Source organism: Glutamicibacter sp. NPDC087661, assembly GCF_044743275.1.
Classification (GTDB): Bacteria; Actinomycetota; Actinomycetes; order Actinomycetales; family Micrococcaceae; genus Glutamicibacter.
Genome location: NZ_JBIUWE010000002.1, coordinates 144,921 through 165,646, shown reverse-complemented (window position 1 = coordinate 165,646; position 20,726 = coordinate 144,921). Strand labels below are relative to the sequence as shown.

Here is a 20,726-nt window from a genome sequence, read left to right as displayed (position 1 = left end):
TGACCGCACCACCACCGGATCCCTGTGCGTTCCTGCTGTTCCCTGCGCCGGACGCGATTCCCAATTGTCATCGTTGCTGCCCCGCGAACCCCAGCTTGAGCGCTACTTTCCCGCCGGAAGCCGTTTGAGGTGCCCCGGAGGGAACCGAAACACGAATGCACAAGGCCTCATTCGCCATCGCCGGCGCGGCGCGCAGCACCCTGGCAGCTGCGAAGGAGGCGGTGGATCCCAGCGGCCCGGCATACAGCCGTTCCCCGGCCAACGGCTGGTCGGCTTCGCAGGCCGCTTGGTCCATGCCGGAATAGATGCTCAGTTGCAAAACGCTGGACAGGGCACGATCAGCGGCAGTCGGCGAAGCGGTCGCATTGACCGCCCCATCCAGCTGATAGGTCAAGTCCACAGTGCCAGCATTGCTGATCACCAGTGATGCTTGCGTAAACGCCCCGGGGATCAGCTCGCTGCCGGACAGCTTCGCGAACTGGTGCTCGGTTTCGCCACCGGCCAGCAATGCCAGCGAACCGGTTTTCAAGGCTGGCGGATCCACCGTGCTTTCGGCGCGCCAAGTTGCGGCCGTGCCTTGCGCGCTGATACCCAGCAGCAAGAGCACAACCGCGACTATGGCGAACTTCAAGGGTTTGGGCATGCACCAGCCAATCCACGATCCATGACTAAGCGCGGACTTGGTCCAAGGTCAGCGTCAGCGCTTCAAGATCCAGCGGCTGGTCGTAGGTCGACGGCGGGGTGTCCCCTACCGCTCCTTCGGCAAAGGTGACGGTGATCAGGAATGGAACTGAATAGGTGCCCGGATCGGCAAAGCTCAGTGTGCCGTCAGCTTCCTCCGTAATCCCCGGCGCCGATGCGTCGACCTGCAGAGCGACGGTCACGTATCCTTCCAACGCTCCCAGCGCCGTAGCCGCCTGGTCGACGCTCAGGGATCCAGCAATGTTCTTGCCTTCGGCATCGATGGTGGCGGTCTGGCTGAACGCAACGACGTCGCCGGGAACGAGCTGCTGGGTTGCCGGGTCGAACGGCTCGGGCGCTTCCGGATTGCTGATGTCCTGCCAGTTGCCCTCCCCGTTGGTCGTCAAGTTCAGGTGGCCGGTTTCCACGGTGCCCGCGTCAATAGTCTGCTGCGCCTGCCAGCGCGCGATCGTTCCAGCGCCGCCGAGCAACAGCGCTCCGGCTGCAACAGCAGCAATGGTTGCCTTGGTTACTTTCTTCATGAATTACGCATCCTCAAAGTTTAGGTGCCCCCAGTGACACACACTTTAAGTAAAGCTTGTTTAGTAGGTTTTACAACCCCCGGACGTCACATGACAATGCCGCCGGCTTGCACCGCTAAAGGAAACAAGACAACCGCCGTGAAAACGTATTCTCATGCCATCGAAAATTCTTGCTAACCAGCAGCTGACCAGTTCCTTTGCGCGAGGATTTCAACTCTCGAAACGATCCGGCGCCAGATGGCGAAAGATGGACGGCAAAGGCCATCCACCTGTCCATAAAAGTTTAGCTAGTTAGCGAATCAATCCGCCTTTTGGATAATGCGCGAAACGCCCGGGATCAGCTTTCCCGATCTGGCGCCGACGCAAACAGATTCAGGCCCATGGCACGCGAAAGCTGCCCGATGGCCAGCTGCGCGCGCACCGAGTTCCCGGCCATATCCAAGGGCGGCGAGAACGCGCCGATGGCACCCTTGCCCGGAGCTACCGCGACAATACCGCCAGAAACCCCGGACTTCGCCGGGATCCCGATCTCGAATAGCCACTCGCCAGAACGCTCGTACAAGCCGTTGGAGGCCACGGTCGCCAGGGTATCGCGGCAAACGTCTGCATCGACGACGCGCTTTCCGGTCACCGGGTTCACTCCGCCATCGGCCAGCGTCGCGCCCATGACGGCAAGATCATGCGCGCTGATATTCAGCGAGCACTGCTTGGTGTACACATCAACGGCATCCGCAGGTTCGTTCTCCAGCCGCCCATAGCTCTTGAGCAAATGCCCCAAGGCCTTGTTGCGCTCGTTGGCCAGCGATTCTGAGTGGTAGACCTCGTCATCCAGGCTCAGCGCCCGGCCGGCAAAGGCGGATAGCCCTTCCCGGACGTTCTCCCACTTCTTGGCAGCGGTCTTGCCGGGCATCATTGCTGTCGTGGCGATGGCGCCGGCATTGACCATGGGGTTCATCGGCAAGCCGTTGTTCAATTCCACGGCCATCACAGAGTTGAAAGACATGCCCGTATTGTTCACGCCGATGCGTTCGCGAACGACCTCGCGCCCGTGCTCTTGCACCACTAGCGCGTAGACGAACATCTTGGAGATCGACTGGATCGAGAACAGATGATCGCAATCGCCAACCATGTGGACAGAGCCGCCGACGTGGGACATGGCGATGCCAAAGAGATTGGGGTCCGCTTGGCCCAGGATCGGAATGTAGTGGGCAAGGAGCCCGTCGTCTGCATCCGCGTATCGCTCATGGGCTTCCTTGAGCAGGGAATCGATGCGATCATGTTCCAGCTCACCGGTAGAAACTTGCTGAACGACGTCGTCGAAATCGGTGGGAATAGTTTCGTTATTCCCTTCCGAAGGATAGGTCATCTTCACCTGCCTTTTAGTCCTGGGTCCGTTGATTCATGCTGCTTGATTTGACCTTATCAACAGCATTGCCGCTTAGCATCTTGGAACAGCCGTGAGCAGACAGGAAGCATTGGGCCAGTTCTCCCGGCACCCGCCCCAATCACGCGTCCACTTGGTATTCAATGCATGAATCGCATGTGTTTTCCCCTACATTGTGGAGCACCTTACAGCGCAATGCACCCGATCTGACTTAGCATTTTGTGTATGGCTAAGGGTATTACTTTTCATACGCGCAAGTGGGTTCGCCCAGAAGACTTGAACGCAAACGGCACGCTGTTCGGCGGCAGCCTGCTGCGCTGGATCGACGAAGAAGCTGCGATCTACTCGATCATCCAGCTGGGCAACAAGCACGTTGTCACCAAGTTCATGTCCGAGATCAACTTCATCGCCTCCGCAAAGGAAGGCGACCTGATCGAGATGGGCCTGACCGCTATCGACTTCGGCCGGACTTCGGTCACCCTGCGCGCAGAGGTGCGCAACATCTTCACCCAGGAATCGATCCTGACCATCGAGAAGATCGTCTTCGTGAACATCGGCGAAGACGGCAAGCCGGCACCGCACGGCTACGACCACATCACCTACACCCGCGATCGCATCCCGCTGGAAATCACCAAGGCACTGATCTAGTCCCCGCTTGAATGCCCGAAGCCCTCAAGAATTCAAGGGTTTGGTTCAAGGCCCCGCACGGCCGCGCTTAACTGCGTGCTCTAGCGGGGCCTTGTTTCATTTCAAGGTTAATCCCGCATAGCTCTTGCGCTCGGTTCATGCGTCCAGCAAAGTTGTTTTTGCACTGAGGAATTCCCCCGACGCAGAAGCGAGAAACCCATGGGCCAGATGATTTTCGTCAACCTACCGACCGCTGATCTAGCCAGAGCCGACAAGTTCTACGAGGCCATGGGCTTCACCAAGAACACGACGTTCTCCGATGAAAATGCCACCTCATGGATCATCGCCGAGAATATTCTCGTGATGGTGCTGCGCCAGGAGTTCTTCGCAAGCTTCCTGGTCAACGGCGATAAGCCGGCGCTCGGAAGCGGCCTGCGCGAAACCCTCAATGCCCTGTCGGCAGAAACCCGCGAAGGCGTCGACGACTTCGTCGCACGGGCCGAGGCCGGTGGCGGCAGCATCTACCGCCCGGCAGATGAGCCATTCCCGGGCATGTACCAGGCAGCCGTCCAGGACCCGGATGGCCACGTCTGGGAAATCGCGTGGATGAGTCCAGAAGCAATGGAAAACCCAGGCAGCTAGGCAACTAGCTGACCTCGGAAATCCGCAGGTGCCGCAGCTCTTCTGCTTTGCGGCGCTTGCGGAACTGCTTCTTCATCCCCTTGGCCGGATGCATCGGCTCCGGCCAGCGGGGACGCAGCTGGTCCCCCAGGGTAATGCCGCGCATGCGCCGCCCGAACATCGGCAGCACCCACTGCCTCAGCCACTCCACGTCGCGCTGCGTGGCCTGCCAGAATCCGACCCGGTCCGCGGCGCCAAAGGGATCGAAAACCAGCTGGTGCGGATACCCGAGGATCTCCAGGATCCTGATGGCCATGTAGCGATGGCCGGCACGATTCATGTGCAGCTTGTCGATATCCCACATGCGCTTATCCCGGTACGCCTCCCAATTCCAGTAGTCAACGAGCACTACTGAGTCCGGATAGCGTTCAGCGAGCCGGCGCACGTGGTCATTGAAGCGCCAGTTGCGCCGCTTGAACGGGGCGAGCACCGGGTGCACGGGGATATCGAACCCGGTGAACAGCAGGACCTTGGCACCCGTGGAAACCAGGGCTTCGACAGCCTGCGAGTATCGGGCAAGGAATTCCTTCATGTCCTTGCGGAATTCCAGGATGTCGTTGCCGCCGGCATAAAAGGTGATCACCTCCGGCCTGAGTTCCAGGGCTATGGGGATCTGCTCGTCGATAATCGACTGGAGCCGTCGGCTGCGTATTCCCAGGTTCACGTACTGCCACTCGGGATCCGCTTTGGATAACTGCTTGGCCACGCGATCGGCCCATCCGCGTACACCGTTGGGCAGCCTGGGTTCCCAGTCCCCCACACCTTCGGTAAAGGAATCCCCGATCGCCATAAACAGCCGTCCCATGCTACCGACGCTAGAAGCCGAAAGTGCATAGCATGAAGCTTGCGGTTGAATTTCTGGTAAACCCTGGCGGTTCAGAAAACCATGCGCATGATCAGCCGGGGCATCCTGCTGGCCTGGGCGTCGCTGACCCCGACGACCTCGAACCCGGCCTGCTCGAACATCTTCCTGGTTCCGACGAAGGCCATGGTCAGGTCCATCCGCCCTGCCGGATCCACTGGGTAGGCTTCGACCGCTGGCGCCCCGAGGTCCCGCGCATACTGCACTGCGCCTTGGACCATTTCCCGATTCACGCCCTGGCGGCGGTAGCCGCTGCGCACCACCATGCAGGTGATGCTCCAAGCCTCCAGATCATCCACGGGCCTGATGAGCTTGGACTTTTCCAGCAGTGGGATCCTCGATCGCGGAGCGATGCTGCACCAGCCCACCGGTTCCCCTGCGCGATAAGCGATCACTCCCGGGGCAATCGGCTCGGTGCTCAGTGAGCGCATGGCGGCGAACCGGTCCCCTGCGCCTCGTTCCCTGATCTCGACGGCACCGATCCGGTGCGACAAGCACCAGCAATGCTTCTGCCTCCGGCTCGGATTCACTACAGTCGCGAAGTCGTCCATGCGTTCTTCGGCCAGCGGCCTGATCTCGATGGGCGCTGTTCCTGCCGCCTGCGGATCCTGGTTCGTGTCCATCTGTCCATCCTGCGCTCCGAAAAGCCCAAAGGGCACCCTGGGAGGCAAATTCTTCGGGTTTTCCATAATGAAGAACTCCGGTTCCCTCGGTGTTGGCGCTGACCTGCGCGCTCTAGTGTTGAGGTATGACTTCGACACCTAAGGTTCTACCGGGCACCGCACCTGCCCGTCCCCCGCTGAGATTGGGCATGACGCTGCTGCATATGGCATTGTTCGGGTCTGCCGGCCTGATCCTGTTTTCGCTGCTGCTGGCCTGGCTCTCGGTAGGCGTCGCGCTGACCCCGATCCTCGGTTTGGGCCTGGTCGTCTTGGCCGGATTGGTCTATGCGCTCTTCGGCCTGGCCCGCTTCGAGCTGACTCGAATCAGCAACCTCTACGACATGGACGTCGCTCCGCTGACCTGGCGGCCACGCCGCCGTGAAGGCTTTGGCGAATACGTCCGTTCGCTCGGACGCAATGTGTCCAACGGACGCATGTGGGCGCTGCTGGGAAGCTTGCTCTTCTCCTGCCTGGCCGGCTCGCTGATGCTCACTGCCCTGCAAATGGCCGTGCGTTCGTCCATCGTTGCCTTCGCCCCGGTCTTGCAGGCAGATAGTGCCGACCCGCTGGGAACCGTTCCCGGGCTGTGGGGCTTCCAGACTCCAGTAAGCCAGGCACCTTGGCTGGTGCTGGCGGCGCTGCTGGGAATAGCAGTGGTTATCGGCTTGGTTTTCTTGCACCGGATGGTCACCGTGGGAATCGTCGGCTCTATTGCCCGCGAGAGTGCACTGGTCGAACGCGTGCGCACCACCGCGGTGCAGCGCGAAGGAGCGGTGCGCGCCGCAGAGGTGGAGCGCACCCGCATCGAACGCGACCTGCACGATGGGGTCCAGCCCCGGCTGGTCTCCGTGGCCATGACCTTGGGGCTTGCGCACCAGCAGATCGACAGCGATCCGCGCCAGGCCAAGGAACTGGTGGCCGAAGCCCACGCTTCAACCAAGTCCGCGATTACCGAACTGCGCCAGCTCACCCGCGGAATCTACGCGTCGGTGCTCGATGACCGCGGACTGGATGCGGCACTCTCGGCTATCGCAGGCCGCTCGCATATCCCGGTGGGCCTGGATATCCAGCTCAATGGGCGCTATCCGCGCGTGGCCGAAGCGGCGGTGTACTTCGCCATTGCCGAGGCGCTGACCAATGCTGCCAAGCATTCGCGGGCCCAGCGCTGCCAGATCACCGTGAGGGTCCGGGAGCATGAGGGCCAGCAAAGCCTGTGGGCCCGCATCGAGGACAACGGCACCGGCGGGGCGCGCATCACCCCCGGCGGAGGCCTGGATGGAATCAATAATCGGGTGCTCGCCGCCGGCGGCACCTTCAACCTGGACAGCCCCCAGGGCGGGCCAACTGCAGTGGAGGTGAACGTGCCATGCGCGTACTGATTTGCGAGGATTCGGTCCTGCTGCGTGAAGGGCTGGTCAGATTGCTGGCCCACAGCGGCCACCATGTTGTCGCGGATTTGCCCGAAACCAGCGGGCTGATGGATTTCCTGGACAACTCGTCCGCCGATGATTTCCCGCAGATCTGCATCCTTGATGTCCGTCTCCCGCCGACCTACACGGATGAAGGCATCCGTGCGGCGCTGGAACTGCGCAAGAAGTATCCGGATCTGCCGGTGCTGGTGCTCTCCCAGTACGTCGAGGAGCGCTACGCCTCGGAACTGATTTCCACCCAGTCCGGAGCGATCGGCTACCTGCTCAAGGACCGTGTTGCGGATGTCAGCGAGTTCATTGCTTCGCTGGAGCAGATTGCAGGTGGTGGAACCGTCTTGGACCAGGAAGTGGTGGCACAGCTGTTGACTCGACGCAATCACGATGACCGCATGCAGAAGCTGACCGACCGGGAACGCACAGTCCTGGCCGCACTGGCCGAAGGAAAATCCAACCAGGCGATCGCCGCGCTGCTCTTCCTCTCGGAGGCCAGCGTAGAAAAGTACATCACTTCCATCTTCCAGAAACTCGGCTTGGAAGCCGACGGAACGGGCAACCGGCGCGTGCTGGCAGCCCTGGCTCATATTGAAACCCTGGGCACCAACCGCACAGACAGGACAGGATCATGACTACCACGCAAACCATGCCGCTACCGCCAAACCCACCGGCGCCACCCAACAACGGCAAGCCGCTGAATATCATCCTCGCGGTGCTCGGCGGGCTGGTCATTCTCACCTTGGTCATCGCCACGGCACGCAGCGCCTTTGCTTCGGTCTCCCGGGAGCATTCGGTCCACGAAGCAGAGGTCTCCGGGGTGACCGCCTTGGAAGTTTCGGCGAGCTCGGGACGCTTCGATCTGGTCTTTGCGGACACCGACAAGGCAACACTTGAAGTCAAAAGCGCCAAGGCCGCGAGCTGGAAGCTGCATCGGGAGCGCGATCGGCTCATCGTCGAAGCCCCGAATGCCTGGGACAACTTCTGCTTCTTCGGCTGCGGATTCGACGACAACGAGGCAACGCTGGTGCTTCCGCAATCCATGGACAATGGAACGCTGGATGCGGACTTCGAGCTGTCCGCCGGATCCTTCAACGCAGTCGGCGCCTACAAGGACCTGGTGGTTGAAGTCGGTGCCGGGGAGCTGAACCTCACCGGCAGCGCGCACACCGCCGATATCGACTTGGGCGCAGGGGAAGCAACGGTGCGCCTGGACAATGTCCGAAGCGCCCGGTTTGATATCTCGGCCGGCGAACTCATTGGCGAACTCTCGGGCACGGCGCCCAAGAGCATCGAGGGCAGTGTCAGCGCCGGCTCGCTGGAGCTGGAACTGCCCGAGGCCACCTACGACCTGCGGCAGAATACGGCCGCCGGATCCGTCGAGAACCTGCTCGCCACCGATCCGAACTCCCCTAACAAGATCACGATCGATGTCTCCGCAGGCAGTGCCACCTTGCATCCAGCAGGCACCGCCCAGGAATCGGTTGGCCGCTAGACCCGGTTCCCACGAAAAAGGCAAAGCGTCCCTTCCCGGATCAGTAGTGATCCGGGAAGGGACGCTTTGGCGCTTGTGGCTAGGACCTAGGCCTGGTTCTTCTTCAAGGCAGCCAGGCGTGCTTCGATCTCGGAAACCTGCGGTGCGCCGGCTTCGATCTGCGCTGCGCCGTCGGCTTCCTCGAGGATGTCCTGTGGGGCGTTGCTGGCCTTCAAGGCTGCCAAGCGCGCATCAACTTCGGTCTCGGCACCGAGGTCTTCCAGCTGCGCGAACTGCGCATCCAGGGAAGAGGCCGCCAGTTCCTGCGCACCGCGGACCTTGGCTTCGTCCTGGCGGATCTGCTGCTCGAAGCGGCTGATCTCGCTGGTCGGGTCGTTGATGTCCAGGGCCTTGAGGGTGTCCATCATCTGGTTCTGGGTCTTGGCATTGCGCGCGCGGGCCACCAGCTCATCGCGCTTGGCCACCAGTTCCTGGCGCTTGGTCTGCATGGTGTTCAGACCGGTCTTCAGCTTGGCCACGACATCACGCTGGGTGGTGATCGTGGATCCCAGGTTCTTGGCGCGCTTCTCGGCGTCCATCTGGCGCTGGATGGCCACCGTGGCCAGCTGGTTGAACTTCTGCTGGTTGGTGCTGTCACCGGCTGCAGAATATTCGTCAGCCTTGTTCGACGCGGCCAGCGCCTTGTTGCCCCAGTCCTTGGCTTCCTGCTGGAACTTGGCGTGGTCGTCCTCGGCCATGCGCAGGTTGCCGATGGTCTGGGCAACCGCCTGCTCGGCCTGGGCAATGTTGTTGGTGTATTCGCGAACCGACTGGTCCAGCATCTTCTTCGGATCCTCCAGAGCATCCAAAGCGGCGTTGGCGTTAGCCTTGCCGATACCGAACATTCGAGCCCAAATTGAGCGCTTCTTGGCCATAGTGCGTCCCTTCGTCTTCCGTTGCTTAAAGCTTAGGGGAATTAGCAGCGCCGCTCTAACCGAAGACCACGCTGCGTCGGCAATCTAGTCATTGAAATGGCGCAGGTACCGTCCCGGGGCATCCAGGAAAAGCCGCCAGTTCCGCACCATGTCCAACTCGTCGTAGTCCGATTCGCGGATGCCCCACTCCCCGATTTCATAGATTCGCGCCTCCGGCAAGGAAGCAAGAATTGGCGAGTGGGTGGAGAGAATTACCTGGGAACCGGAACGCAGCAGATCTGCAATATGCGAGAGCAGCATGAGGCAGCCATTGAAGGACAGCGCTGATTCGGCTTCGTCGAAAACCCACAACCCATTGACATACGAGCGCTCGGTGAAGAACTCGACGAAGGATTCGCCATGGCTCTGGAAATTGTGCTTTCCGCGCGAGCCGATGGAGCCCAGATAGGCGAAGTGCCCGTGCATGGTTTCCGCGCGCAAGAACACGCCGGCCTTGGACGCACCGGCTCCGCGTTCCAATTGCAGGTGCGAGGACAACCCGGATTCGGTTGGTTGGGTCTGGTGCATGCTGTTGCGGGTTCCGCCCTCGGCATTCAGCCCAAAGGCCGCTGCAATCGCCTCGACGAGTGTCGATTTTCCTGCGCCGTTCTCCCCCACCAGCACAGTCAGCTGGCCTAGTTCAAGGCCCTCGTCAAACAGTTGCTGCACCGCCGGGATCTGGGCGGCCCAGTCGGAACGATCCATGGGTGCCTTGGGATGTTCGGTGACGCGGCGAACCGGCAGCGTGTCGAAAAGTGCGCTCATGCACCCGAGGCTACCAGCAGCGCGCGACAGCTTGGCGGCAGTTATGCAGGCTTGGCCCCTTGGCCGCACCCATGGTTCAGCAGGGTGCGGCCAAAAGAGCCAATAGGGTTTTCTAGCCGTTGGCCGGAAGCATGTTCCCGGCGAAGAACCCGGCGATCTCCTCACGCGCATCCAGCGGGAAGATCCCGGCGACGTACTGGTCCGGGCGGACCACCACGATGGCGCCGTTCTTGCTGATTTCGCGGTCGCGGAAGATGTCGCGGCCGTGGCCGGCTGCGAATACCTGGTTGATGTCGTGCAGGCCGTACGGGACCTTCAGCGGCTGGAAGGCCTTGGGCACATCATGCAGCTCGACCTGCGTATAGTCCTGCTGGTAGATGGCCTTGGTATCGAACACGGCGTCCTCGTCCCCGCCTGCCGGGGTGTACAGGTTGCGCGGCGATGCCGGATCGGCGCTCCACCAAGCGGCGAAGTCGGCCATTGCGGTGCCCTCCAGTGCCGGTGCTGCCGCATCGGCGAAGGCGTAGATGCGCCAGCGTCCGTCAGCCTCGTGGAAGTGGCCCAAGTGGCGCCAGCGGTTATCAGAACGGCGGATGACCTCGGCGGACTTGAAGCGCTTGCCCACCGGGAAGCCCGGGGCCAGATCCTGGTGCTCCAGGCCGGCGGTGATCGGCGATTGGGTGTACTGCGTCATGAACCCGGCAGGGAATTCCTGGGTCTTGGTGTAGTACTTCTCCAGCTCGTCAGGGTCTTCCCAATCGTCCACCGACTTGGCCATCAGGGTGGACCATTCCTTGTCGAAGTCGATCAGGTTCTGCGCGATGACCTTGCGTTCCCCGGCGTAGGTATCCAGCAGCGCATCCGGGGCGCGGCCTTCGAGCACGGCGGCCAGCTTCCAGCCCAGGTTGAAGCCGTCCTGGATGGACACGTTCATGCCCTGCCCGGCCTTGGCCGAGTGGGTGTGGCAGGCATCGCCCATGATGAAGGCGCGCGCGCAGCGGGTGCCGCGCTCCTCATCGGAAACGTCGTCGAAGCCGTCGGTGATCCGGTGGGCCACCTCGTAGACCGAGAACCAGGCGACGTTCTTCACGTCCATCGTGTACGGGTGGATGATGCGGTTGGCTGTGGCCACGATTTCCTCGACCGGGGTGTTGCGGATGGCCCCGGCATCCTCGGCGGTCAGCTCGCCCAGGTCCACGTAGAAGCGGACCAGGTAGCCGCCTTCGCGCGGGATAAGCAGGATATTGCCCGCGTCATGGGACTGGATTGAGCATTTGACCTGGATGTCCGGGAAGTCGGTGTTGACCATGACGTCCATGACGCCCCAGGCATGCAGGGCCGCATCGCCGTGCAGCTTGTGGCCCAGCGAGCGGCGCACCTGGCTGCGCGCGCCGTCGCCGCCAACCAGGTACTTGGCCTTCACGGTGCGCTCTTCGCCAGTACGCGGCCCCGCCACGTATTTGATGCGCGCGGACACCGGGTATTCGGCGTCCGGGTCGATCTCGCAGCCGAGGTATTCCACGCCGTAGTCCGGGGTGATTTTGCCCGGCGCGCGTTCGGCGTCACGCAGGAAGTAGTCCAGGATGCGCGACTGGTTCACGTAGATGTGCGGGAACTCGCTCATTCCGGTGGAGTCGTCGGCAGCACGCGAATGGCGCTTGATGTTCGCCGGGTTCTCGGGGTCCGGGGTCCAGAAGCACATTTCGACATTGCGGTAGGCCTCTTCGACAACCTCGTTGGCGAAGCCGAAAGCCTGGAAGGTTTCCACCGAGCGGGCCTGGATGCCGTCGGCCTGGCCGACGTCGAGCCGGCCCGGGCGCATCTCGATGGCGCGGGCGTTGATGCTCGGGAAGCGCGAGAGCTGCGCGGTCACCACGGCGGCCGCCGGACCGGTTCCAACGATCAGCACATCCATTTCATCGGGAATTTGCTCGGCGCGGTCGATGCCGTAGCCGGCCGCTTCCTTGACCCGTGGATCCCCGGAAACGTATCCCCTGTGGTGAATCTGCATAATGTGGCTCCCCTATCGCTGTGCCGCTGAACTTCATCGTCTCTATAATTGCGACACTGTTCTAACTATAGAAACAATCGTAGCTTTCACGTAGGCTGTAGGCAAGACGTGGATCACACCGGGAACAGCACGGCAGGCATCTGCGCAGGCCAGATGGAATGATTGGAACATGAGCAAAACCACCGAAGGCGGTTCGCAGACCCTGGGCCGCGGGCTAGAGGCACTGACCCTGATCGGGGAATCCGCGACGCCGCTGAGCGTCTCGGAACTCGCCGGACTGCTGGGCGTGCACCGCTCCATGGCCTACCGGCTGGTCAAGACCTTCGAGCAGTACGGTTTCGTGGAACGCAATCCTGCAGGCGAGCTCGAGTTGGGAGCCCGCCTGGGCGCGCTGGCGCGCAACGTCGCCAAGTCCCTGCAGGCCGCGGCCGCACCGCATCTGGCCACCGTCTCCGATGAGCTGCAGATGACGGCGCTGCTTGTCGTCTTCGATGGCGAGGCAGCCGTTACCCTGAGCACCGCAGAACCCCGGCTCGCCGATGCCACCGTAGCCCAGCGCCCGGGCACCCGCCATCCGATCGACAACGGCGCACCGGGACGGGTCATCCGTTCCATGCTCAATCCCCAGGAGCACCCGGCCAAGGACTTCGAATTCAGCCATGACGAAGTGATCCCGGGACTAACCTCGATTGCCGTTCCGCTGGTGCTCCCGCAGGGCAAGCCCGCGGCCATCGCCGTCATCTACCCGCCACTGGAACGCGATCGCAACCACATTGCAGCCGTGCTTACGGCCGCCTCGGCACGCATCTCGGCAAGCCTGGGCATCCGCTCGTGAGCGGTACCTGCCCGCACGCTGCGCTAGCTAGGCGGTGCAGGCCTCATTGGAGCACCCCGCATCACGCGGACGGTAGGTCTGGGTTCCTTCAACCTTCTCCCACACTATGTGGCGGTGCTGCCCGCAGCGATCGCATGAAGGAGCCAGGTACGTGGCCCGCTCTTCCATGGTGTATGCACGAAAATCACCCATCACAACCTCCGATGACCAGCCGCGAAGCGAAGTTCGCGGGCCTGCTGGACCTGCTTGGTGCCTTCACTCTACGCGCGGTTTGCACAACCGGCTAGGGTCCACTGGCGGCAGTTACCCACAGCCCCTCAAGCAGGGCTCTGCACCTCGTGGCAAACTAATGCAGAGAACCGGATATGACCGCTTCGCCACCGCCGGACCGCTAGCAAGGAAGAAGCCATGAGCACCTCTGAGCAAAAGCTGCAACGCTTGAAAGAACGCATTGCCCTATTGCTGAACAAGGCCGAGAACACCACTTTCCCGCACGAAGCGCAGGCCTTCCAGGAACATGCCGAACGGCTCATGGTGCGCTATGGCATCGGCCGTGCGGAACTGGATGCCGACTCGGCCCACCGGGGCAAGAAGAAGGAAGCCATTATCGAGGAGCACTTCGATATGCGCGGCGTCTACCGCCTGGGACAGCGCGATGGCCTGTCCGCTGTGGGCCGGGCCTTCCGCACGGTGTCCATGCTGCAAAGCAACTACTCGACCTCGTGCAGGCTGTACATCATCGGCCATGAATCGGATGTAGCTACCGTCAAGAATCTCTTCGCCTCCTTGGTTGTCCAGGCGACTGCCGCCATGGCCCACTGGTGGGCACAGGAGGGCAAGCTCTACGCGAACTGGTACACCGATTCCGAGAAAACCATTGAACGCCGCGAATTCCAGCGCAGCTTCTACCTGCAAGTCGCTTCGCGCATCGCCATCCTCTACCAGGAAGAAAGCGTGCACAGCGGCAGCGGGACCGAACTGGTCCTGGCCAGCCGCAAGGAACAGGTCGACGAATTCGTCAGCAACCAATATCCGTTCCTGCGCCGCAGCAGGAACCGCGCCGCAGCCGGAAGCGCCAATGCCTCATTGGCCGGACGGGTCGCAGGAAGCCAGGCAGATCTCGGTTTCGACAAGCACGTCGACTCAGCCGCGACCGGCGAAGTCGCCAGCTAGCGCACTTGCTCTAGTTGCGTGTCCTCGATGTAGCGCGGACGCCCGGCCATGATGCCGACCAGGGTCTGGAAAACGATCAAGCCGGCAATAAGCCACATTGGCGCAACCCATGAACCCGAAGTTTCGTGCAGCACCCCGACCAGGAACGGACCGGGGAACGCCAGCAGATAGCCCGCAGACTGGCCGAAGGTGGAGAGCTTCGAGACACCCGCGGCGGTGCGGGCCTTCAAGCCGATCATGGTCAAGGCCAGCGGGAAGTTCGACCCGCAAATGCCCAGCAGCACCGCCCACAGCACCGCTCCCTGGACCGGAGCAAGCAGCATGCCGATGATCGCGATGATGCCCACGGCACCGTTGAAGATCACCAATGGCGCCTGGTTCGAGAATTTGGCAGCGAGCGCCGGCATCACGAAGGACAAAGGCACGCCCACACCCAGCAGGATCGCCAGCAGGGATCCAGCGAATGCCGGCGAGACTCCCAAGTCGATGAAGATCTTGGGCAGCCACCCCATGAAGATATAAGCCACGGCGGACTGCCCGCCGAAGAACAACGCCACCCACCATGCGGTGGCGTTCTTGCTCATCGGCCCGATGCCGGCCGCATCATTTGAGTTACTGGCAAGATGCTGCTGCTGGGCTGCGATTTGGTTGCGCATCCCGAAGTACACCAAAAGCCACAGCACCAGCGCCAGCAAGGCCAGAATTGCCCAGAATCCCAAGCCCACGCGCCAGTTTCCGCCGAGCATCTGATTCACCGGCACGGCGACCCCCGCAACTCCGGAAGCACCCAAGGCAACCGCCGTAGTGTAGGCGCCGGTGACAATCCCGATCTTTCCCGGGAACCAGCGCTTGACCAGTACCGGCATGAGAATGTTGCCCACCGCGATGCCCGCAAGGGCCAATGCGGTGCACAGCAGGAAGAATCCGGTCCCCGGAGCCACCGCGCGCAGGGCAATGCCCAACAGGACAGCACCCATGGCTGAGGCCACCACTAGTTCCGGTCCGCGCTTCCCGGCCAGCCGTGGCGCCAAGGGACCCAGCAGCGCGAAGCACAGTGGAGGGATGCCGGTGATCATTCCGGCCACGAAGCCATTCATCTGCAGGTCGCCAATCACCAGATCAAGCAGGGACCCCAAGGAGGTGACGGCAGGACGCAGGTTCAGCGAGGCCAGGATGATGGCAAGGATCAGCAGTGCGCCAGAGCCCTTGGACAGGGTGGCGCGGTTTTTCGGGAAGTCAGGCATGGTATCCACAGACTATCTGCTTCAAAACCCGGATCCCATCCCCGTTGCCTGGACTACGGCAACGGGCCGCCCCAAAAGTTGGACGGCCCGTGCCGAATGAAAAGTCCAGTGTTGGCTAGCCCAGTTTGGCGCGCACCATCTGGGAGACAGCCTTGCCATCGAAGCGGCCAGCGATTTCGGCGCCGACCAGCTTCATGGCCTGGCCCATGTCCTTCATGGTCAGGTCGTGATCGGCTGCAAGTTCGGCCATGATCCTCTCGACAATGTCCTGGGCTTGCGCTTCGTCAAGCATCTTGGGCAGGTACGTGGAGATGAAGGCGGCTTCGGCCAATTCGCGTTCAGCCAATTCGGTGCGGCCGTCCTTGGCGGCCAGGCCAGCAGTTTCCTCGCGGTTGCCGACTTCCTTGCGAAGCAGGTTCTCGACATCCTGGTCGTTGAGCTCGCTGGGGTTCTTTCCGGACTTTTCCTTGGTGCCGATGGCACTGAGGATATTGCGCAGGGTCGTCTTCTCCAGCTCGTTGCCGGCCTTCAGATGGGCGATGCTGTCATCGCGCAGGCGATCTTTCAAACTCATGGGAACTCGCTTTCAATACGTGTGCTTGAAATTTTACTCGCATTATCCGGTTACCGTTTTCCGGAGTACCAGCGGTCAAGCATGAGGTCGCATTTGATACAGTAGCCAGATGAATTCACTGCGCGCTGGAGCTAGCGTCATCGCACTGGCTCTTATCGCAGCCATCCTGGTGATCTGGCAGCCATGGAATTCCTGCGACGCGCCCGATGAAGTTTGCGATTTCGTTGCAGCCGTCGAGGACCGGGACGGGGTCCTTGGCGTCCAGATGTCCTCCGAGGTCATGGATCACGATGCCTTGGCCGCACCGGATCTGTCAGTTGACCTGCAATTCGTGCTATCGGATCAGCTCGATCCTGCACAAGCGGAAGTAATCGTGCGGGAGATGGCACAACAGATCCAGGCTGGGGCCCATGCCCTGAGCTTGCGGAACATCGACCTGGCCTTTGTCGCCGGTGAACCCCAGAATATCCCAGGCTCAAAGACGAAAACCTACCCACTGGAAGTCTCCGACAATTTTTCGCACTTTGGAGGCGAAGAGCAAGCGAAGCCTGGTCTTCTCGGTGAGAGGGCTTCATTCGCATTCCGCCTACGCGGGCTCGGCGCGGCAAGTGCGGCTAACTACTCGGCCACGGCGTTTAATTTGGAGCAGCTGCTGGCGCTGGGAAAATTCGCTGCACAGGCCAAGCACCCCACCGATTTGGCACTAGCAGATCGATCCGTGCGCTATTCGCCCGCGAATCGCACTGATATTCCCGAGCTCCAGCTTCTTATCGAGGCGGCCAAGCGAGGTGTCTTCGAGAGCGCCAGCATTGACCATTCCGGATTGAACCTGGTCCTCGGCAACGAGGCGCCAGCAGAGGCGGAAAAGGAAACCCGCTTATGGCTGGAGCGGCATGGTCCCTTTGGCGAGTCCATGCCCTACAAGCTGGCATCGCCTCGATACGAGGTCCTTGCTGAAGGCTGGGTTGGAAACAAGAAACCACAATGGCTGATTCCCAAGCCTGTGGTTCTTCCCGACAAGGTCAAAAGCTGGCCAGCGAATCAGCCAGCTCCGTTGTGCGCAGAGGGGGACTTGGAAATAGCCCTCGGCGCACCCGATGCAGCTGCCGGTTCACGGTACATGGCGGTCTACGCCAAGAACATTTCTGCTCGCTCGTGCGCGTTGCAGTCCTACCCGCAGATCGATTTCCTCAACGAGGCCGGCGATGCCCAGCCGGATATCGAGCTGCAGCCCGAACCGGATATCCTCCTTGAACGCGTTGCCATCCCTTCCGGCGAAGCGGTGATTTCGACGCTGGATTGGAATGCCATGTCAACGTCCCAGGATCCGGATGAAACCGTTGACCTGGTCATCGCCGCAGCCAAGGGGATGAAACCGGTCCAGCTCGCACCCCAATACGATGGCCAGCCGACGTCCCTTGACATCCTCGACGGGGCGCAGGTCGCCCAAAGCCCCTGGGTCCAGGCGCGCGACGGGTGGGCAATTCCTGGAGACGCCTTCAAACCGCAACCACCGGCCACTCCTAGGCCCTAGGCCTGGGCAATCCTACTGGGTGCGCGGCGGGAACGCCTTGAACTTGCGGTAGTGGTTGGCCGCATTCAACAGCAGATAGAGCTTGCGGCGAGGGTTCTTCTCGGCTGCGAACTTCAACGGGTTCGAGACCTTGCCTGCCTTGAGCAGTGCTTCTGCCTTGCGGCCGGTTCCGCTGTCCAGGAAGCGGCGCAGCAAGTGGTGCGGCAGCACGGTGAATAGCCGCTGGCGCGACAGCTGCAAGACACCTGTGCCGGTGTCCACCACCGCGTCGGTTTCCGGGTTCGACTGATCGAACTGCGCGCCGAGGAACTCGGTGACATAGAAACGGGCCGGGTTCACCCCGGCTGCGGTCAGGTAGAAGTGGTTGCGGCCCAGGCGCGGGTTGATCTCGAAGAATTTGATCTGGCCATCGCGGTGATCGTATTTGGCATCGATCATGGCAATTCCGCGCCAGCCCAGTTCTTCGAGCATGCGCGCGCCATCGGCGGCCATCGCATCGTTGCGACCGCTGACAATGGCGGCCGAATTGCCCAGCACCAGCGGGGCATGCTCCTCGATCACCACTTCGCCGTAGCCGGCGAAGATGACCTTTTCTTCCTGGGTGGCGAAGTAGGTGCACAGGCGCATCGCGTCATCTCCACCCGGAATGTACTCCTGGAAGATGTACCCCGAGTCGTAGCCACTGCCATCGATTCTGGAAACCAGGGCTTCGAGGTCGGCGCGGCTGTCGATGGTGTGGATCTTCTGCTTGCCCTCGAACTTGGCGGCGATCCAATCCGCGGAGCTCGATGGCTTGCCGATGACCGGGTAGTCGAAGGAACCTACCAGCGAATCCAGCGGGGTTCCCGGGTAATACACGGCGGTGCGCGGATGGGCGATGCCCAATTTTCCGGCGAGCGCGTAGAAGTTCTCTTTCAGTGCCGCACCCTCGATGGTTTCCAGCTGGGGGTACGGGATGACGTACTGTTCCTCAAGCTGCTCACGGTTCTTGGCGATCAGCATGATGTGGAAGTCCAGGGAGCCGAAAAGCATCAGCGGCCGATCCGCCGCTGCCTTCAGCTCATCGGCCAGCTCGACCAGGGCCGCGACTACGCGTCCCTCGTCGGCCATGGAGCCGATGGGGCGCAGTTCGATGGCTACCGAGTGCTCGATGACGCCGTTGCCGGCAGCCGGCAGAACCACCGAGCGCACCCCGTAGGCCTCGTAGAATTCGCGCGCCAAGGTGTAGGTGCCGATGTCCCCGCCGAGGATGACCGGGACAAATGGCTGGGTTGGATCGATTGCCAAAGTGGTGTTTTCCCTACTTCTTGCGCCAGTTCATGTATTTTTCGAAGGCCCACGCCAGGGGCTTGTTCAGCGCCAGGTCCCACTCGCCGTTGGTCTGCACGATGTCGCAGCCGGTGTTGGTCTTGAACTTGGTCAGCCCCGAGAGGTGGTGCTCCTTGTCCAGGGTCGCGCTCACGCCGCCCTGGTCCAGATAGCGGCAACCTGCCTCGATGGAATCGATGACCATGTGCTGCATGATCGCCTTCGGCGCGAACAGCTTGCGCTGCTCCGAGGAGGAAGCGCCGTACAGGTACCAGGCCAGGTTCGAGGAACGGATGACAATGGATGCGGCCAGGTCCACGCCTTCATTGCTGGCGATGTACAGGGTGCAGGAGCCCGGCACCGCTTCGTTGAGCACGGTGTGCATCTTCTCGAAGTAGCCCAGCGGGCGGCCGGTGAAGTCCTGGCGATCCGCGGTGTGGTTGTACAGGGCATGGAAGCGGGCCATGTCCTTGGTCTGGCCGACTTCGATTTCCAGGGTGCTCTTCAGCGCCTTGCGGGTCTCGTTGCGGGTGGTCGCCGAGTAGCTGGCCATGACCTGGTCCACGTCCAGCTGGTTGCCGTCATCATCTTGCAACGCCACGCGGGCCACGAATTCCGGCTGGCCCGCAGCGAAGTCCAGTCCCACATCTTCTTTGGAGAAGCCCATTTCCAGCAAGGCGTCATTCAGCGCTAGCGCGGTGCCTGAGGTGCTCTGGGTTTCAAGGTCAGCGAGCTGGGTGAACCCTTCCTTGCCCAGGTTCTTGCGCACCGCGGCGGCACCCCAGGTGCGCACGGCCAGTCCCGGGCCCATCTTCAGCTGGAATGCGCCACGATTCTTCAGGTAGGCGGCCAGCGGCTGGATTACCTGTCCAGGAGCATAGGTGCCGAAGTCGATGACCGGGCCATCGGGGATGTAGGCGAGGGTCTTCTTGATGACCGGGGCTGCACGATGCAGCACCAGTGCCGCGCCTACCAGCTCGTCTTCCTCGAACCAGCCGAGGGATTCACCGCGCCAGCCGCCCTTGACCTGGGCCCATTCGGGACGCTGCAGGAAGCTGACGTCTTGGGCGGTCTCAAGGAATGATGAGTGCTCGGTGCCGGAAATCGGACGCACATGAAGTTCGTTGTGGCTCACGGGTGAAATCCTACCGTGCTTCCCTCTCCGGCTGGGGGATGCTGGATACCCCCAGGGGGTACTTGACTTAATACCCCTAGGGGGTATGATCGTTATATGGATACCAACCACACGCCACATGAAACAGCTGAGCACCACGGCTATCACGCGGATAAAAGCGCCTTGGAACGACGCCTGAAGCGCATTGAAGGCCAGGTGCGCGGAGTGGCCAAGATGGTAGATGAAGACAAGTACTGCATCGACATCCTGACCCAGATCTCCGCTATCAACGCGGCATTGCACAAGGTCAGCGTGCAGCTGATCGATGACCATATCGGCCATTGCGTGGTTGATGCGGCCAAGTCATCCATCGAGACGGGTGATCCATCCATCGTGCAAGACAAAATCGCCGAGGCCACGGCCGCCATCTCCCGTTTGGTGCGCTGAGCGCGCCCCAACGGACCCATTTCCAGTTCACACAGAATTCATCGAAAGAGAGCAAGATCATGAGCCACAACTGCAATTGCGGATGCTCCTCGGAAAAGAACTCCAACCAGGGCCTGCAGATCATTCCCCGCGAGCAGAGCACCCCGCTGACTAGCCATGTGGAAATCAAGATCTCCGGCATGACCTGCGGCCACTGCGTATCCTCTGTCACCGAGGAGCTCAAGGAGCTTGATGGGGTGCAAGAGGTGGAAGTGTTCCTCGATGCGAAGGGCGTGTCCACCGCCAACGTCACCACCAGCGCAACCGTAAGCGAAGAGAGCATTCGCAATGCCATCGACGAGGCTGGTTACACCGTCGAAGCAATTAACGCCTAGCCGCAAAAAAGCCAGGCACCAAGCCACAACGGCAAGAAA

At 61.5% G+C, this 20,726-nt stretch carries 22 protein-coding genes; 10 read left to right on the top strand and 12 right to left on the bottom strand.

Going from position 1 to position 20,726, the window contains the following annotated elements; genetic code table 11:
• Window positions 1–67: 67 nt before the first annotated feature.
• The 3 genes from ACIOTN_RS07600 to glsA form a co-directional block, all read right to left on the bottom strand.
• The gene (locus ACIOTN_RS07600) at window positions 68–643 is read right to left on the bottom strand and encodes a hypothetical protein (protein ID WP_105662050.1); all 576 of its coding nucleotides are present in this window, start codon (window positions 641–643) and stop codon (window positions 68–70) included.
• Window positions 644–668: 25 nt separating this feature from the next.
• Window positions 669–1,223 carry an alternate-type signal peptide domain-containing protein gene (locus tag ACIOTN_RS07595; RefSeq protein WP_105656142.1) on the bottom strand — a complete coding sequence of 185 codons (555 nt, stop codon included), beginning with the start codon at window positions 1,221–1,223 and terminating at the stop codon, window positions 669–671.
• Between the two features lie 337 nt (window positions 1,224–1,560).
• Window positions 1,561–2,589, bottom strand: a complete 1,029-nt coding sequence (gene glsA, locus ACIOTN_RS07590; RefSeq protein ID WP_105656141.1) for a glutaminase A — start codon at window positions 2,587–2,589, stop codon at window positions 1,561–1,563.
• A gap of 243 nt (window positions 2,590–2,832) precedes the next feature.
• On the opposite strand from glsA, the gene ACIOTN_RS07585 reads away from it, so the two are divergent.
• Both ACIOTN_RS07585 and ACIOTN_RS07580 read left to right on the top strand, forming a co-directional pair.
• Window positions 2,833–3,255, top strand: coding sequence for an acyl-CoA thioesterase (locus ACIOTN_RS07585; protein WP_105656140.1), 423 nt, complete (start codon window positions 2,833–2,835; stop codon window positions 3,253–3,255).
• Window positions 3,256–3,453: 198 nt separating this feature from the next.
• Window positions 3,454–3,876, top strand: coding sequence for a VOC family protein (locus ACIOTN_RS07580; RefSeq protein WP_105656139.1), 423 nt, complete (start codon window positions 3,454–3,456; stop codon window positions 3,874–3,876).
• A gap of 4 nt (window positions 3,877–3,880) precedes the next feature.
• On the opposite strand, the gene ACIOTN_RS07575 is transcribed toward ACIOTN_RS07580, so the two are convergent.
• Together ACIOTN_RS07575 and ACIOTN_RS07570 are read right to left on the bottom strand one after the other, a co-directional pair.
• Entirely contained in the window at window positions 3,881–4,720 is an 840-nt protein-coding gene (locus tag ACIOTN_RS07575; protein ID WP_332502693.1) for an SGNH/GDSL hydrolase family protein, read from the bottom strand.
• A 71-nt stretch (window positions 4,721–4,791) separates the two neighbouring features.
• A complete protein-coding gene (locus ACIOTN_RS07570; protein ID WP_402735067.1) occupies window positions 4,792–5,400 on the bottom strand; it encodes a GNAT family N-acetyltransferase in 609 nt (202 codons plus the stop codon).
• A 125-nt stretch (window positions 5,401–5,525) separates the two neighbouring features.
• Here ACIOTN_RS07570 and ACIOTN_RS07565 point away from each other — a divergent pair, with 125 nt between their 5' ends.
• The 3 genes from ACIOTN_RS07565 to ACIOTN_RS07555 are packed head-to-tail and all read left to right on the top strand — an operon-like array spanning window position 5,526 to window position 8,355.
• A complete protein-coding gene (locus ACIOTN_RS07565; protein ID WP_105656126.1) occupies window positions 5,526–6,818 on the top strand; it encodes a histidine kinase in 1,293 nt (430 codons plus the stop codon).
• Window positions 6,806–7,495 carry a response regulator transcription factor gene (locus ACIOTN_RS07560; protein WP_332727922.1) on the top strand — a complete coding sequence of 230 codons (690 nt, stop codon included), beginning with the start codon at window positions 6,806–6,808 and terminating at the stop codon, window positions 7,493–7,495. The genes ACIOTN_RS07565 and ACIOTN_RS07560 overlap by 13 nt, the downstream gene beginning before the upstream one ends.
• Window positions 7,492–8,355, top strand: coding sequence for a hypothetical protein (locus ACIOTN_RS07555; protein WP_332730855.1), 864 nt, complete (start codon window positions 7,492–7,494; stop codon window positions 8,353–8,355). Before ACIOTN_RS07560 ends, ACIOTN_RS07555 begins: the two co-directional genes overlap by 4 nt.
• A gap of 86 nt (window positions 8,356–8,441) precedes the next feature.
• Here ACIOTN_RS07555 and ACIOTN_RS07550 read toward each other — a convergent pair whose 3' ends face one another.
• The 3 genes from ACIOTN_RS07550 to ACIOTN_RS07540 form a co-directional block, all read right to left on the bottom strand.
• Window positions 8,442–9,269, bottom strand: coding sequence for a PspA/IM30 family protein (locus tag ACIOTN_RS07550; protein WP_105656123.1), 828 nt, complete (start codon window positions 9,267–9,269; stop codon window positions 8,442–8,444).
• An 84-nt stretch (window positions 9,270–9,353) separates the two neighbouring features.
• Entirely contained in the window at window positions 9,354–10,073 is a 720-nt protein-coding gene (locus tag ACIOTN_RS07545) for an AAA family ATPase (protein ID WP_402735066.1), read from the bottom strand.
• Between the two features lie 112 nt (window positions 10,074–10,185).
• The gene (locus ACIOTN_RS07540) at window positions 10,186–12,084 is read right to left on the bottom strand and encodes an FAD-dependent monooxygenase (protein ID WP_402735065.1); all 1,899 of its coding nucleotides are present in this window, start codon (window positions 12,082–12,084) and stop codon (window positions 10,186–10,188) included.
• Window positions 12,085–12,253: 169 nt separating this feature from the next.
• On the opposite strand from ACIOTN_RS07540, the gene ACIOTN_RS07535 reads away from it, so the two are divergent.
• Window positions 12,254–12,919, top strand: coding sequence for an IclR family transcriptional regulator (locus ACIOTN_RS07535; protein ID WP_105656120.1), 666 nt, complete (start codon window positions 12,254–12,256; stop codon window positions 12,917–12,919).
• 408 nt (window positions 12,920–13,327) lie between these two features.
• Complete coding sequence (locus tag ACIOTN_RS07530; RefSeq protein ID WP_105662055.1) at window positions 13,328–14,092, top strand: DUF2786 domain-containing protein; 765 nt, start codon at window positions 13,328–13,330, stop codon at window positions 14,090–14,092.
• Here ACIOTN_RS07530 and ACIOTN_RS07525 read toward each other — a convergent pair.
• On the bottom strand, window positions 14,089–15,336 hold the full coding sequence (locus tag ACIOTN_RS07525; RefSeq protein WP_286134065.1) for an MFS transporter: 1,248 nt from the start codon (window positions 15,334–15,336) through the stop codon (window positions 14,089–14,091). The genes ACIOTN_RS07530 and ACIOTN_RS07525 overlap by 4 nt on opposite strands.
• 115 nt (window positions 15,337–15,451) lie before the next feature.
• Window positions 15,452–15,910 (bottom strand): GatB/YqeY domain-containing protein, encoded by a 459-nt coding sequence (locus ACIOTN_RS07520; RefSeq protein ID WP_105662056.1) that lies wholly within the window; start codon window positions 15,908–15,910, stop codon window positions 15,452–15,454.
• A 109-nt stretch (window positions 15,911–16,019) separates the two neighbouring features.
• Here ACIOTN_RS07520 and ACIOTN_RS07515 point away from each other — a divergent pair, with 109 nt between their 5' ends.
• A complete protein-coding gene (locus ACIOTN_RS07515) occupies window positions 16,020–17,444 on the top strand; it encodes a DUF4232 domain-containing protein (protein WP_402735064.1) in 1,425 nt (474 codons plus the stop codon).
• Window positions 17,445–17,456: 12 nt separating this feature from the next.
• On the opposite strand, the gene ACIOTN_RS07510 is transcribed toward ACIOTN_RS07515, so the two are convergent.
• Together ACIOTN_RS07510 and ACIOTN_RS07505 are read right to left on the bottom strand one after the other, a co-directional pair.
• The gene (locus tag ACIOTN_RS07510) at window positions 17,457–18,731 is read right to left on the bottom strand and encodes a carbamoyl-phosphate synthase (RefSeq protein WP_402735063.1); all 1,275 of its coding nucleotides are present in this window, start codon (window positions 18,729–18,731) and stop codon (window positions 17,457–17,459) included.
• Window positions 18,732–18,744: 13 nt separating this feature from the next.
• A complete protein-coding gene (locus ACIOTN_RS07505; RefSeq protein WP_105656114.1) occupies window positions 18,745–19,887 on the bottom strand; it encodes a peptidoglycan bridge formation glycyltransferase FemA/FemB family protein in 1,143 nt (380 codons plus the stop codon).
• A gap of 96 nt (window positions 19,888–19,983) precedes the next feature.
• On the opposite strand from ACIOTN_RS07505, the gene ACIOTN_RS07500 reads away from it, so the two are divergent.
• Window positions 19,984–20,313: a metal-sensitive transcriptional regulator gene (locus tag ACIOTN_RS07500; protein ID WP_105656113.1), complete on the top strand. Its 330-nt coding sequence runs from the start codon at window positions 19,984–19,986 to the stop codon at window positions 20,311–20,313.
• 59 nt (window positions 20,314–20,372) lie between these two features.
• Window positions 20,373–20,687, top strand: coding sequence for a heavy-metal-associated domain-containing protein (locus tag ACIOTN_RS07495; RefSeq protein ID WP_105656112.1), 315 nt, complete (start codon window positions 20,373–20,375; stop codon window positions 20,685–20,687).
• The last annotated feature ends 39 nt before the right edge of the window (window positions 20,688–20,726 follow it).

Excerpts from the sequence above, each read along its gene's own strand:
- ACIOTN_RS07585 (WP_105656140.1), top strand. The coding sequence starts at position 2,833 with ATGGCTAAGGGTATTACTTTTCATACGCGCAAGTGGGTTCGCCCAGAA.
- ACIOTN_RS07595 (WP_105656142.1), bottom strand. The coding sequence starts at position 1,223 with ATGAAGAAAGTAACCAAGGCAACCATTGCTGCTGTTGCAGCCGGAGCG.
- ACIOTN_RS07545 (WP_402735066.1), bottom strand. The coding sequence starts at position 10,073 with ATGAGCGCACTTTTCGACACGCTGCCGGTTCGCCGCGTCACCGAACAT.
- ACIOTN_RS07570 (WP_402735067.1), bottom strand. The coding sequence starts at position 5,400 with ATGGACACGAACCAGGATCCGCAGGCGGCAGGAACAGCGCCCATCGAG.
- ACIOTN_RS07555 (WP_332730855.1), top strand. The coding sequence starts at position 7,492 with ATGACTACCACGCAAACCATGCCGCTACCGCCAAACCCACCGGCGCCA.
- ACIOTN_RS07515 (WP_402735064.1), top strand. The coding sequence starts at position 16,020 with ATGAATTCACTGCGCGCTGGAGCTAGCGTCATCGCACTGGCTCTTATC.
- ACIOTN_RS07575 (WP_332502693.1), bottom strand. The coding sequence starts at position 4,720 with ATGGGACGGCTGTTTATGGCGATCGGGGATTCCTTTACCGAAGGTGTG.
- ACIOTN_RS07600 (WP_105662050.1), bottom strand. The coding sequence starts at position 643 with ATGCCCAAACCCTTGAAGTTCGCCATAGTCGCGGTTGTGCTCTTGCTG.
- ACIOTN_RS07580 (WP_105656139.1), top strand. The coding sequence starts at position 3,454 with ATGGGCCAGATGATTTTCGTCAACCTACCGACCGCTGATCTAGCCAGA.
- ACIOTN_RS07550 (WP_105656123.1), bottom strand. The coding sequence starts at position 9,269 with ATGGCCAAGAAGCGCTCAATTTGGGCTCGAATGTTCGGTATCGGCAAG.
- ACIOTN_RS07520 (WP_105662056.1), bottom strand. The coding sequence starts at position 15,910 with ATGAGTTTGAAAGATCGCCTGCGCGATGACAGCATCGCCCATCTGAAG.
- ACIOTN_RS07535 (WP_105656120.1), top strand. The coding sequence starts at position 12,254 with ATGAGCAAAACCACCGAAGGCGGTTCGCAGACCCTGGGCCGCGGGCTA.
- ACIOTN_RS07495 (WP_105656112.1), top strand. The coding sequence starts at position 20,373 with ATGAGCCACAACTGCAATTGCGGATGCTCCTCGGAAAAGAACTCCAAC.
- ACIOTN_RS07565 (WP_105656126.1), top strand. The coding sequence starts at position 5,526 with ATGACTTCGACACCTAAGGTTCTACCGGGCACCGCACCTGCCCGTCCC.
- ACIOTN_RS07530 (WP_105662055.1), top strand. The coding sequence starts at position 13,328 with ATGAGCACCTCTGAGCAAAAGCTGCAACGCTTGAAAGAACGCATTGCC.
- ACIOTN_RS07540 (WP_402735065.1), bottom strand. The coding sequence starts at position 12,084 with ATGCAGATTCACCACAGGGGATACGTTTCCGGGGATCCACGGGTCAAG.
- glsA (WP_105656141.1), bottom strand. The coding sequence starts at position 2,589 with ATGACCTATCCTTCGGAAGGGAATAACGAAACTATTCCCACCGATTTC.
- ACIOTN_RS07500 (WP_105656113.1), top strand. The coding sequence starts at position 19,984 with ATGGATACCAACCACACGCCACATGAAACAGCTGAGCACCACGGCTAT.
- ACIOTN_RS07560 (WP_332727922.1), top strand. The coding sequence starts at position 6,806 with ATGCGCGTACTGATTTGCGAGGATTCGGTCCTGCTGCGTGAAGGGCTG.
- ACIOTN_RS07525 (WP_286134065.1), bottom strand. The coding sequence starts at position 15,336 with ATGCCTGACTTCCCGAAAAACCGCGCCACCCTGTCCAAGGGCTCTGGC.